General features: G+C 62.3%; 9 protein-coding genes. 2 read left to right on the top strand and 7 right to left on the bottom strand.

Going from position 1 to position 12083, the window contains the following annotated elements; all coding sequences use genetic code 11:
• Window positions 1-98 precede the first annotated feature (98 nt).
• The 5 genes from IPK17_RS06865 to IPK17_RS06845 all read right to left on the bottom strand — a co-directional run bounded on the left by IPK17_RS06865 (window position 99) and on the right by IPK17_RS06845 (window position 6256).
• Window positions 99-2117 (bottom strand): HK97 family phage prohead protease, encoded by a 2019-nt coding sequence (locus tag IPK17_RS06865; protein ID WP_343416936.1) that lies wholly within the window; start codon window positions 2115-2117, stop codon window positions 99-101.
• 122 nt (window positions 2118-2239) lie between these two features.
• Complete coding sequence (locus IPK17_RS06860; RefSeq protein WP_343416935.1) at window positions 2240-3634, bottom strand: phage portal protein; 1395 nt, start codon at window positions 3632-3634, stop codon at window positions 2240-2242.
• Between the two features lie 146 nt (window positions 3635-3780).
• Window positions 3781-5088 (bottom strand): DNA-packaging protein, encoded by a 1308-nt coding sequence (locus tag IPK17_RS06855; protein WP_343416934.1) that lies wholly within the window; start codon window positions 5086-5088, stop codon window positions 3781-3783.
• 202 nt (window positions 5089-5290) lie between these two features.
• Window positions 5291-5722, bottom strand: coding sequence for a terminase small subunit (locus IPK17_RS06850; RefSeq protein ID WP_343416933.1), 432 nt, complete (start codon window positions 5720-5722; stop codon window positions 5291-5293).
• A 213-nt stretch (window positions 5723-5935) separates the two neighbouring features.
• Window positions 5936-6256, bottom strand: coding sequence for a hypothetical protein (locus IPK17_RS06845; RefSeq protein WP_343416932.1), 321 nt, complete (start codon window positions 6254-6256; stop codon window positions 5936-5938).
• A gap of 1037 nt (window positions 6257-7293) precedes the next feature.
• Between IPK17_RS06845 and IPK17_RS06840 the strand changes: the two genes are divergently transcribed.
• Window positions 7294-8241, top strand: a complete 948-nt coding sequence (locus tag IPK17_RS06840; protein ID WP_343416931.1) for an EamA family transporter — start codon at window positions 7294-7296, stop codon at window positions 8239-8241.
• Between the two features lie 55 nt (window positions 8242-8296).
• On the opposite strand, the gene IPK17_RS06835 is transcribed toward IPK17_RS06840, so the two are convergent.
• Complete coding sequence (locus tag IPK17_RS06835; RefSeq protein ID WP_343416930.1) at window positions 8297-9238, bottom strand: hypothetical protein; 942 nt, start codon at window positions 9236-9238, stop codon at window positions 8297-8299.
• A 191-nt stretch (window positions 9239-9429) separates the two neighbouring features.
• Complete coding sequence (locus IPK17_RS06830) at window positions 9430-10545, bottom strand: hypothetical protein (protein WP_343416929.1); 1116 nt, start codon at window positions 10543-10545, stop codon at window positions 9430-9432.
• A gap of 294 nt (window positions 10546-10839) precedes the next feature.
• On the opposite strand from IPK17_RS06830, the gene IPK17_RS06825 reads away from it, so the two are divergent.
• Window positions 10840-12060 carry an ABC transporter substrate-binding protein gene (locus IPK17_RS06825; RefSeq protein ID WP_343417292.1) on the top strand — a complete coding sequence of 407 codons (1221 nt, stop codon included), beginning with the start codon at window positions 10840-10842 and terminating at the stop codon, window positions 12058-12060.
• Window positions 12061-12083 lie beyond the last annotated feature (23 nt).

Here is a 12083-nt window from a genome sequence, read left to right as displayed (position 1 = left end):
GCGCAAAGCAAGTTTAAAAATACTCCTTGGCGTCTTGGCGACCTTGCGCCTTTGCGTTGAATCTTTTCTCTTTCTCTTTCTTTTCTTGTTCTTCCGCTTTACACCGTGATGTTGTAGGTGACCGCTGCCCCGCCGGTCGCCGCGCGGGACGCCAGGCCGAAGCGCATGGTCGTGACCACGACCGTCGCCTGCGCGTCGATGTCGCGCGCCACTTCCGTGCGCATGTCGCGCTTCTTGCCAATCGCCCATTGATCCGGGCGCACGAGCAGCAGACGACCCTTCGTACCCGCCGCGTTGTAGGTGATCTTCCCGTCCACGTCCGCCAGCGCCATTTGCCCGGAGCGGAACAGCTTGACGCCGTACATGCGCGTCAGCCGCCCGTTCTCGACCGTCGCCGGATGGAAGGTGTCCCGCTGCTTGACCACATCGATATCCATGGCCGCGAGGTGCGTCGCCGGGTCGGCGATGAACGCCATGCGTTCCAGCGCCACCTGCTGCGCCGCGGGCAGCAGCTTGATCGTCGCGAGGAAGTCCGTCTCATCGAACGTGCCGCCATCGCGCGCCAGCGTCGGCGTAGTGACCAGCGCCAGCTTGAGGAAGCCGTCCAGCGCCGTGTAGACCGGGCCGCGTCCCTTGGCATCGACCAGCCCGGAGACCGCCGAACCGTCATAGTTGATGTTGGTCGATCCCGTTTCCGTGTCGCCGTTGAGCATCAGGTATTCGATGATCTCGTTGGCGCGGCTTTCCATCTTGGCGCGCAGGAAGGGCAGCACCGGGATCAGGCTGTCTTCCTCCATGATGTCGCTGAACGACACGCGCGCCCCGATGAACCCCGGCGTGAGCTGGCGGCGCGTCGCCGTCAGGTTGGACGACTTGCCCGTGATCGGGAGCTGTTCGTCGCTCGTCAGGTCGTTCTGCTCCGACAGGCTGTAGAACGTCGGATCGGTGCCTTCGGTGGGGATGTAGATGCTGTTGAAGCCGCGCGGAATCTCGACTTCCATCACGCCCATGTCGATCAGCGCCCGGTAGATCGGCGCTTCGCGCACCGCCTCCCAGAGCTGCGTTTCATAGGCCACGCCCACCCAGTTCTGCCCGTTGTTGCTGAGGTTCGCCGAGAACACCTCATCCGCCTTGATCGCCGACTTGACGGCGTAACCATCGCCGTACCCGCCGTAGTCCGCCGCGCGCAGCGTTTTGTCCGCCGCCGCCCGCAGAAACCCATCCGACGCGCCGCCGAGGCTCATGCCCGCGCGCTGCGCCGCGTTGAGGATGTGCGCGCCAAACACCAGGTCCTGCGCCTTGAGGTGGTGATAGCGCAGATCCTTCATCTCGGTGATGCCGCCCGTGAACGGCAGCACACGGCTGAACGGGATGACCGACTTGTTCGCGCCCGCGCCGCCGTTCGTCTGTCCGACCGCCTGCGGCAGCGGCGTGCTCAACTGCTCGGCGATGGCTGCGCGCTGCTCCGGCGTCAGCGTGATCCCCAACGTGGATTCAATCACCTTCAACACCGCTTCCATGCTGCTTTCTCCTGTATCCTCGTTCGAAACGTTGTGTAGGGGCGCACGGCCGTGCGCCCCTACGAATGCGCCTCCATCGGTCTCCCCTCCCTGAATTCGGAGGCGTGGGGCCGGGGGTGGGGTGATCTGTGCCTTCAAGCTCACCACCTGCGTGCGTGGATCAGCGGGCGTGTGCGTCAGGCTGCCCTCGACAATCGGGAAGCGGCGGATCGTCCCATCCGCGTCCACGCTGACCAGATGCGGCAGGCTCCCCGATGACAGCCCGAGCGCCCCCATGTCGATCAGGCGGCGCACGTACTCGATGTACTCGTTGCGCTCGTCGAGGATCGCCTCCATCCACAAGCCCTTGTCATCGCGGCTCAAGCGGCGAATCGTGCCGATCTTCGCCGCGCCGATCCCGCCGTCCAGCCCGTGATGAAACAGCAGCGGCCGTTCGCCGTACCAGTCGAGCGCGAAATCCGTCGCGCTGACGAACCGTTCGCGCTGCAAATCGCGCATGCCCGCCTCGCCCCACTCGACCAGATACCCGCCGATGCGCGTGCCGTCCGCCGTCAGCGCCTTGACCGCGCCGCCATAGGCGATTAATCGTTCATCCATATGCCCTCCCTAACCCCACCTGCTGTGGACGAGGACCGGTTGACCCCCTCACCCCCCCCCCCCCCCCCCCCCCCCCCCCCCCCCCCACCTTCCCGCAACCCGCGCCATCTTCCCCCCTCTCCTCACGGAGAGGGGGCTAGGGGGTGAGGTTGATTTCTACCTTGGCGTCTTCGCGTCCTTGCGCCTTTGCGTTGAGTCTTTCTAACTTTTCCTCTGTGTTCTCCGTGTTTTCTGCGCTTTCCCTTTTTCTCTGCGGTTAGCTTTTCCACCACCGTCACCCGATCCGGCACGTAGCGCACATCCCCATCCGCGATCGCTTTCCAGCCGAGCATCTCGCGGTACTCGTTGAGCGTGATCGCGCCCGCCGCCAACTGCCCGTTGGCGATCTCCGTCCGCGCCCGCGGATCGGTCAGCGCCGTGCGGATCTCGTCCAGCGGCAGCCGGAACTCGACCTCGCGCCCCGGGTCGAAGAACGGCAGCACCTGCGCGTTGATCACCCGCGCGATCTTCTCCGCTTCGGGGATCAGCGTCAGCTCGTAGAACGTGCGCGTCTGCTCCGGCGAGAGTTGATAGGGCATGTCCGCGTAATCGATCAACGCCGCGGGCACGCCGACCGCCGCGCAAATGCGCCGTTTCTGCGTCTCGCTCAATCCGTCGATATCCGTCAGATCCGGCGGCGTGGCGACTGTGACATCGAAAGCGGTCGGCATGAGCAGCGGATTGCCCGCGTTGCGCGTGCCCCGCGCATCTTCCGCCAGCGTCGTCTGGATGAGATCGACATCGGCCTGCGACAAGCGCCCCGCTTTCGGCGTGAAGATCAAGCCGGGGCGCGCGTTGTTTTGCAGATGTGCCCGCGTCAGCAGCACGACGTTCCGGTCGATGTTGACCGCATCCATCGCCGCCGCCAGCAGCGAATAGCCGCGCGTGTCATCCAGCGGATTGCGCAGGCGATCAAACGCCACATCCTCCGGCGCAAACAGCTTGATCGCGCTCCCATCCCGATAGCGATAGGCGGCGATCCGCCCGCCCTCGATCACGGGTTCGACCGCCAGCGCATTGAGCACGCGCACCGCCGCCGGGATCAGCCCGCTCGGCGTGAAGCCGCGCACCAGTTCGAGGTAGGTCTCGCCATACACCGACTTGCTGAACGCCCAATCCTCGAACACATCCTGCCCGAAGTGGCGATACGCCTGTTCCAACGCCTCGAACAACGGGTGATCGTCGTGCTGGCGACCGCTCACGCGGTGGATCACGCGTCCGCGCCGCAGCACTTCCGCGACTTTCTGCACGCGCACATTGATCGCGCGGAACGCCCACACGCTCGTCATATACGCCCGGGCGTAGCTCTCCGCGTTTGTCCCGCTCAAGCCATACCACCCGCCGAAACTGCTGTGCGTTTCGCCATCGCGGTACTTGAGCGCCGTCAGGCGTTCGCCATCGAACAGCCATGCCAGCGGCGCATCACGTGCGGGCAGTGCCCCACGCTGCTTGCTTTTCCCCAAGCCCAGCCACCCCATCCCCACCTCCTAAAAGATCAGGACTCAACGCAAAGGCGCCAGGTCGCCAAGACGCCAAGTAGGGACGAGGCATGCCTCGTCCTCTGAATAAATCCCTTTGCGCCTTTCCGTCTTAGCGTCTTTGCGTTAAATCTTGTTTTTCTTCTTTACCACCCGCGCTTCAACCGTACCGGCTTGCTGATCGGCGGGTTGGCGATCAGCAGATCGTGCAGCGCCCACACCAGCGCGTCGACGCGATCCGGCGATTTGCCCGCGTCCGCCGTCCAGCGGCACATCTGATCTTCGAGCGCATCGAAGCGCCCTACATGATGCACTTTACCCTGCTCGTACAGCGCGGCGATCGGTTCGGCGCGCAGCACTTTGCCGCGACTCGCCCGCACCGCCGTGATCGGCACGCTCGCGTCCACCGTGCGGATCGTGTGCTCGACCAGTTCGCCGCCGTTGTTGACCTCCACAACGATCTGTTCTGCCGCGTGCTGCTGAGATGCCGCGACTGCCGCCCGCGCCCACCGTTCCGGCGACGCCTTGAGCGAATGATCGCCGAGCACGTAGCCATGCACTTCCCCGTCGATCAGCGCCGCGCCCGCCGCCACGATTCCCGTCTCATCCGACCCTTTGCCCGCCGTCACCGCCGGATCGACCGCCACGACCACCCGCAGCAGTTCGGGCGCAGCCTGCACCCGCGCCGCCTCGATCCACGCGGCCTGCCACAGCGCGCCCGGCACATCGTCGAGCACCTCACCCTCGATCTCCTGCCGTCCGAGCCGCGTCCCCGCGTAGCGGCTGAGGATTGCCTCTAAAAACGCCGGGGCGAGATGCGCCGCATTCTCATACGTCGAACCACGCGTGATGACGCAGGTCGGATCGGCCAGCAGCTTCTGGATCAGCGGCACGGGACGCGGCGTCGTCGCAATCACGATGCGCGGATCGACGCCCAGACGCACACCCAGCAGCAGATTGTCGAACGCCGCCGCGAAGCGCCACGCCGCCAGCTCATCGCAGATCGCCCAATGGAACTGCGGCCCGCGCAGGCGATTCGGTTCATCGGCGCTGAAGTGCGTCGCGATGCTGCCGTTCGGGAACTCCAGCCGCCGCCGCGAGGGGCTGTACTTCGGCTGGAAGTCGGGCGGCGCGCTGTTCAGAATGCCGCTCTCGCCTTCGATCAGCACGTCACGCGCATCTGCCGCCGTCGCCGCGACCAGCGCCCCGCGCGATTTGGGATAGCGCCGCGCCTGTTCCAGCGCCCACTCGGTGATCGCCCGCGTTTTCCCGAAGCCGCGCCCCGCGAGGATCAACCAGATGCGCCAATCCCCGTCCGGTGGCAGTTGATCGCGCCGCGCGACGCTCCGCCAATCCTTTCCCGCCGACCGCACCGCGAGTTCGCGCGCCTTCTGCAAGCGGTACAGATACCCACGCTCGTTCAGATACTCGGGCAGTTCGTGTTTCTTGGTCATCCATCTGCGACCCCTCGACTTACCCTTGCTGTTGTTTCAACCTCACACCTAGCCTCTCTCCACCGGAAGAGGGGGAATCTTTCTCCCCTCCCTGAATTCGGGGAGGGGCGGGGGTGGGGTCGGTCTTTCTCCCCCTCTCCTCGTTTCGGAGAGGGGGCTGAGGGGTTGTTTCCCCTCCCCCGAGAGGGAGGGGTGAGGCTAATCATCCCGCCGCTGCGCCGATCTCCTGATACCCCGCCTGCTCGAACAACTCCGCCGCCAGCGACTCGTCGAACGCGCTGACCAGCGCCTCATACGTCACGCGCCCCGCCTTGATGTCCTCGACCGCCTTTGCCCGCCAGTCTTCCGTCTGCACGCGATCCACGAACAGGCGGTAATGCCGCCCCAACTGGATCAGCGCGGATTGCGCGTCATACAAATCCACCTCGACACTCTTTTCCCCGATTCGCACCCGCCGCAGCAGATGCAGGCGGTTCGACCGTTCCGCCTTTTGCAAATCAATCCGCGCCGCGCCGTCGTCTTCGATGCTCAGGAAGTCACTCATGCTCCCGCGGGCGTGATCGCTCAACCGGGCGATCACTTCGCCGGGGCTCATCCGCCGCCGTTCGATTTGCCGCTCTGTGAGTTTGCGCACCCTCGACCTCCTCTAAACACAACGGGCGACTCCCACCGCGTCGCCCGTTCGCATCATTTTGCCTATCGAGACTGCCCCCTCGTCGATTCTGCCGTCTCCCCTCCCTGAATTCGTGGAGGGGCTGGGGGTGGGGTCAGAATTAGAACTTCCGTTCGCATTATCATCATACCACCACCGTGGATCTGTCAAGCATTTTCGTCCATGCGGACGATATCACTCGCGCAGTGGACGTTGGCGCACGCGTGGACGCAGACAGCGTCGCTGCCCACGCACTCGCCGCACGTAGATCTGCTCCCGCGCGTCGTAGAACACGCGCCACAGCGCCTCTTCTTCCACGTCGCTGCGATACGGCGGCGCGAAGTGCCACAGCGCGTCGTCTTCTGCCCACCAGCATGAGCGCGGCTCGGCGTTCTGCTGCTGAGCCCGCGCATTAACCACCTGATACGCGGTCGCCCCCTCGACCGGATCAACCCCTGCTTGTGCACACCGTTCGCGCCATGCGCGCTTAAATGCGTTGAGATCGAATGCCATCATTGGCCCCCATGTAACAACATTCCAACATTGACAGGTTTAACAGTATACCGGAAATTACGAACATGTGAGCTAATTTTGAGTTAGAAATCCGAAATGTAAAGTTTTTTGGACTCTTTGATTGAATTTGTGATAACCGTGTGGGAATCGCGGTTTTATCCCAAAATAATCCCAATATCGCAACTTATTGGGATATCATGCTCGGAATCCTGCGAAATGATCGCTGGTGACCGGCAGATCAGTCTCCCCTCCCCCTTGGGCTGAGGAGAGGACACGTTTTCAGGTGTGGGATAAAGGTAAAGCCCAGACACACGGGCCACGACTTGCGCAGTCGCAGTCCTCCAACCCGCGCGAGCACCGTGGACCGTCGCCCGCGCGCCCCGCCAACCGCCGCTTACTTGCTCTGTGCTCCCCCCCCCCCCCTCCCCCCCGCCCGACTTCTTCATTTAGTCTGACGGCAAAGCGCCGCCTAAGGCTGACCACCCGGCATAAGGCGGGCGACAATCCCCGGGACGAGGACCGACGCCCCGCTGCTTTCCCCCTGCCATCCCAACTTGTCCTCGGCCGACGCTGCTTCGCTGTTGGCTCGGTGGGCGCCAGTAACGGCAAACAGCGTCCTGCCCCCTCCCCGCTCCGGGCTCTCCACAGATCTCTGCGCCCCCACTCCCGCCGAAAACGCCCCCCCAGCCCCCCCCCTATCACCCTTAAACGCACATTCCTCTGCCAACTATTAAACATGGGCTGCAGCTCTCCTGGCATAATTAGTTCATCGCTCTACTCGTTTGCTTGTCGCTACCAGTAACGATAACTCCCCTCAACCCCTTTCCCAAACATGTCCTCTCCTCAGCCCCCTTGGGAGAGGGGCCGGGGGTGAGGCTGATCTATCTCTCCCTCAACCTCTTTTCGGAGAGGGGGTTGGGGGGTGAGGTCGTTTGTGCGGTGCGTGTGGTTAAGTTGGCTACATTTGGTCTATTGGTGTGGCGCGCACCCGGGCATAGAATGAAACCGTTTTCTGCACGCACATCTCATCTTGGGGATTAATGAATACCACCTCTGCGCCCAACCGTTGGCTGATTCTCGCGTCCTTCGCGTTGGTTTATCTCATCTGGGGTTCCAGCTATATCGGCATCCGCTTCGCCATCGAAACCATTCCGCCGTTCCTCATGACCGGTGTCCGCTTTCTCATCGCCGGTGGCATCCTACTGGCGATTGGCCTCGCGCGCGGCGGATCGCTCCGCGGTTTCGTTTATTGGCGGTCGGCGACGATCGCCAGCGCGCTGATGTTCCTGTTCAACAACAGCATGATCGTGTGGGCGCAAGCGCACGGCCTGCCGAGCGGCGTCAATGCCGTGCTGCTGGCGACCATGCCCATGTGGATGGCCGCGTTTAGCTGGGTACGTGGCACGCGCCCCACGCTGGTCACCGTGTTCGGCCTGCTGATCGGTTTTGTCGGCGTGCTGCTGCTCGTCAACCCGGGGAATATCGCCGTGGCGAACCTCAACCCCCTCGCGCCGATCATGTCGGTGCTGGCGGCGGGCGCGTGGGCGGCGGGCGCGCTCTACGCGCGGACGGCGACGCTGCCCGAAAACGGCTTCATCTCGACCGGCATGCAGCTCCTCACCGGCGGCGTGATGATCATGGGCCTGAGCATCTTCACGGGTGACGCGGCGACGCTCAACCTCGCGCAGATTTCGCTGACGTCGGTCGTGGCGATGGCGCACCTGACGATCATGTCGTCAGTCGTCACCTTCACGGCGTTCGGCTACCTGATGAAGCATGTCGCCCCGGCCAAAGTCACCACTTATGCGTACGTCAACCCGATCATCGCCATGTTCCTCGGTTGGGCGCTGGCCAACGAGCCGATCACGGCGATCAAGATCATCGCCGCCGCGATCATCCTGTCTGGCGTCGTGCTGATCACCGCCTACGGGTCGCGCAAGCTCGCCTTCCGCCGCGAACAGCCCGAAGCCGCCGTCGAACCCATCTAACGCCGTTCAAATCCCCTCTCCGGGTGGAGAGGGGATTTAGGGGTGAGGTTACTTATCAGCTTGCCGTCTCCGGCGCAAGCTGGATGCTGTTGACGAACTGCGTGATCTCTGCCTCATGTGCCTCGAGCTCGTAGCCCAACCCCTCGATATAGACCACCACATAGTGGGTGCTGTCGATTTCCAGCGCGAACAGCCGAAAACTGCGGCGGTTGTCAACCGGGACGTACCGCATGCCATCGCGGCTGACCCCAGCGAGCTGGAGTGTGCGAAACGTATTCAAGCTTCCGAGGATGCGCAGATCCCGGTCGTGCCGTTGTAAACTGCGCCAGAAGTATTCATAGGCGCTTTCTGGCGAATAGATGATCAAATGCTCGACATTCAGGCGGCTGAAAGCGGCTTGTACGCTGGTTCCTGAACGCCTGAACTGCACGGCGCACTCGACATACTGATCCGTCCAGCAGCTCGACATCGGCGCAGGAGTTTGATCCACTTGCCAGTTGGCAGGCAGTGTGAGCGTATATTCGGCTGCTTGATACGGCTGGCTCGTCACCTGCCGCAGCAGGGACGGGCCGAAGACCAGCCCCGCGATCCCCATCGCCACAATCACCGGGAGGCGCTGTCGGACGTACCACAGCCACCCCTCGACCGCGGTCTTCTGCCGCTTCACCGCTTCCGTGATCGCGTCGAGCTGTTCGTAGCCCGCTTCTTTCGCCTCATCAGAGATTGGCAGCTTGAGTTCATCCAATGCGCGGATCAGATTCGGCGCACCGCCCAGCCACGCGTTAACATCCTCCAACGGGGTGATGATCAGGCGCAGATACGTTGCTCGCCTGCCATCTCGTTGCCAGTAATAGACCGCGCACAACCCATCGGGCAGCGCCTTGAACAGCAAATGCTTGCGCCGATTTTCCGTAATGCTACCCAGCTCCGCCCACAAGACTTTGACGACGACTTTGGGCGGCGCGGGGATAGTGATGCTTCGATCAAACGTGCTCATGCGACCGGAAATCTCGACTTCATTAAGCCATAGTCCAACTCTAGCACGCTTTCAACGCCCCTCAAGTCAAAACGGCGTCAAAAATGGTTGAGCGGACTGCGTCAAGTCCCTCTCCCTTGGGAGAGGGATTTAGGGTGAGGCCAATCTTCTCCCCCTCTCCTCTTTTCGGAGAGGGGGTCGGGGGGTGAGGTCTACTCCGTGTCGTGAAAATCGATGCTATCCAGAATGCGCTGGAAGCGATCTTGCGCCAGTTCGAGATTGCGCTCATCGACGAAAAATAACATCCAAATCAAACGGTCCTCATCCTCAAGCAGGACGCTCTTCATCCGCAGCGTGACATTGTTGTTCGCTTGCACAATCACATTATTCCGCACCCGCGCGTTATGCCCGCCAATCTGTCTGGTTATGGGATTACCAAGCGTGTAATCCCCCGGCCAGGCCGTTGTACTGTAGCGCGCAAGTTCTTCATCAAACGCGGCTAAGTCCAGTTCGGGGATCTCAAACTGCATGACGATCCAAGCCGCGCTCGTGAGGCGATTCTCAGCCACCAGCAAACACTCGATCCCCGCTCGTGTCATACACCCGGCGGGCGCTTCTTCCTCCTGAGCGTAAATTCGCCATGAACTATCATAGGTCACGTCGAAACTACCAAGGCTGTACGTCAACTGCGGCGTGAGGAAGGTTGTGCCGCTCAGGAAGGTCAGTAGGGCTGGAACAAGCACATAGCGCATAAAGCCAAAGTACCCGAGCCCCATAGGGTAGGCGATCATCAATGTCCAACAGCCGCCCACGTTTGATAGCGAGGGAGTCTGGGTGCCATTCGCTTCCACCCAGCGCTGGCGGTGTGGTCGCTGAAGTAGGACGATGATGCCGCCAATGGCGAGGCGGCTCAGGAGTTCAGCGACGATACTGCTCCATTCCCCATCATAGCTGCCCAGCGGGGTAAAGAGGAGGAGGGCAAAAGTCGAACCAATCAACCCCAGCATGCCGAGAATAAACGTCGCCGCGCCCTGTTTGGGTTTCCCTAAACGCAACCAGTTCAGCGTGCCGAAATAGATTCCGCCCACACCAAATATCAGGCAGGCGAGCAGGACTGTTCGTAGTCGAAACGGCGCAAGATTTCGAGAACCAAACAGGTCAAAGTGAGCCAAAAATGCCCCATTTTGGGGCAGCAGTTCGGGGAAGATGGGCGGTGAGGCCGGTGACTCGACCGGAACCTCAGCCGACTCATTCGGCTGACTTTCGCTCTCAGACGCATTCGAATCGGGCAGGGATGCTTCTGGATCCGGGGTGAGGTCAGTGCTCATTGTGGGCGCTCGGGACTATGAGATTACTTGAGCTAATTATACGCCTCGATAGCCGTTTGCACCGTGAACACTATACCTTAAATTGTTCACGACGCCCCAATTGCCTCCCCGTGCATTTGTGCAACCTATCTAAGTTCGATTAGGGGATTTCCCCCGCTTCGATTGATCCCGATTCAGCAGAGTGCTAGACTCATGAGTGAAATAGGATTTGTGTGAGGAGAAACAACTGTGAAGTTTACGAAGCTTTTCGCTCTTTTACTGCTGGCGGCGCTGGCCTTTGGGGCGGTCGCGGTCATGGCGCAGGACGAAGCGCCCACTGGCGAACTTGAAATCTTCTCGTGGTGGACGGGTGGTGGTGAAGCCGCCGGTCTCGATGCGCTGATCGCTCAGTTCAGCGAAATGTATCCGGATGTCACCGTGGTCAACGCGGCGGTCGCCGGTGGTTCGGGCGTCAATGCGCGCGCCGTCCTCCAGACCCGCATGCTCGGTGGCGATCCGCCGGACACCTTCCAGGTGCACGCGGGTCAGGAACTGAACGCCGTGTGGGTGGCCGAAGGCAAGATGCAGGCGCTGAATGACCTGTACGAAGCCAATGGCTGGATGGATCAGTACCCGCAGGGTCTGCTCGACCTCATCAGCGACGCCGAAGGCAACATCTACAGCGTGCCGGTGAACATTCACCGCTCGAACGTGATGTGGTACGTGCCCGCCAACCTCGAAGCGTGGGGCGTCACTGTCCCCGCAACGTGGGATGAATTCATCAGCACGACGTGCCCCGCGCTGCAGGCCGCCGATGTCACCCCGCTGACCGTCGGTGAAAACTGGACGCAGGCGCACCTCTGGGAAAGCGTCGCGCTCGGTGAACTGGGCGTCGATGGCTACAATGGTCTGTGGAATGGCGCGACGGCGTGGGACAGCGACGAAGTGGTCGCCGTCTTCGAAAAGTTCGGCCAGATCCTCGACTGCACGAACGCTGACCGCAACGGTCTGAGCTGGCAGGATGCCTCGCAGCGCGTCGCCGAAGGCGCCGCCGCGTTCAACATCATGGGCGACTGGGCCGCGGGCTACTTCCTCGTCGACCTCGCGCTGGAACCCGGCACGGGCTTCGCGTGGGCCGCGTCCCCCGGCACCGATGGCACGTTCATCATGCTGTCCGACACCTTCGGTCTGCCCGTGGGCGCGCCGAACCCGGGTGCTGTCAACGCGTGGCTGAGCTTCCTCGGTTCCGCTGAAGGCCAGGACATCTTCAACCCGCTCAAGGGCTCGCTGCCGGCCAACACCACCGCCGACATCGGCAACAGCGAACTGTACAACGCTTACTTCCAGGATGCCTACGAAGACTGGACGACCAACGCGATCGTCGGTTCGCAGGCGCACGGCGCGGTCGCCCCGCCCAACTTCAGCAACGGTTTCTCGACCGTGATCGCTTCCTTCGAAAGCGACCGGGATGCGGCGACGGCAGCGGCCTCGTCGGCGGAACTGGCGGCTGAAAACGGCATGATGGGCGATATGTAGTTCCCCGTTGTGGGTCAAATCTG

Source organism: Candidatus Flexifilum breve, assembly GCF_016713355.1.
This window is presented reverse-complemented; position numbering and strand designations above follow the sequence as displayed.

Excerpts from the sequence above, each read along its gene's own strand:
- IPK17_RS06825 (WP_343417292.1), top strand. The coding sequence starts at position 10,840 with ATGGCGCAGGACGAAGCGCCCACTGGCGAACTTGAAATCTTCTCGTGG.
- IPK17_RS06855 (WP_343416934.1), bottom strand. The coding sequence starts at position 5,088 with ATGACCAAGAAACACGAACTGCCCGAGTATCTGAACGAGCGTGGGTAT.
- IPK17_RS06830 (WP_343416929.1), bottom strand. The coding sequence starts at position 10,545 with ATGAGCACTGACCTCACCCCGGATCCAGAAGCATCCCTGCCCGATTCG.
- IPK17_RS06860 (WP_343416935.1), bottom strand. The coding sequence starts at position 3,634 with ATGGGGTGGCTGGGCTTGGGGAAAAGCAAGCAGCGTGGGGCACTGCCC.
- IPK17_RS06845 (WP_343416932.1), bottom strand. The coding sequence starts at position 6,256 with ATGATGGCATTCGATCTCAACGCATTTAAGCGCGCATGGCGCGAACGG.
- IPK17_RS06840 (WP_343416931.1), top strand. The coding sequence starts at position 7,294 with ATGAATACCACCTCTGCGCCCAACCGTTGGCTGATTCTCGCGTCCTTC.
- IPK17_RS06835 (WP_343416930.1), bottom strand. The coding sequence starts at position 9,238 with ATGAGCACGTTTGATCGAAGCATCACTATCCCCGCGCCGCCCAAAGTC.
- IPK17_RS06865 (WP_343416936.1), bottom strand. The coding sequence starts at position 2,117 with ATGGATGAACGATTAATCGCCTATGGCGGCGCGGTCAAGGCGCTGACG.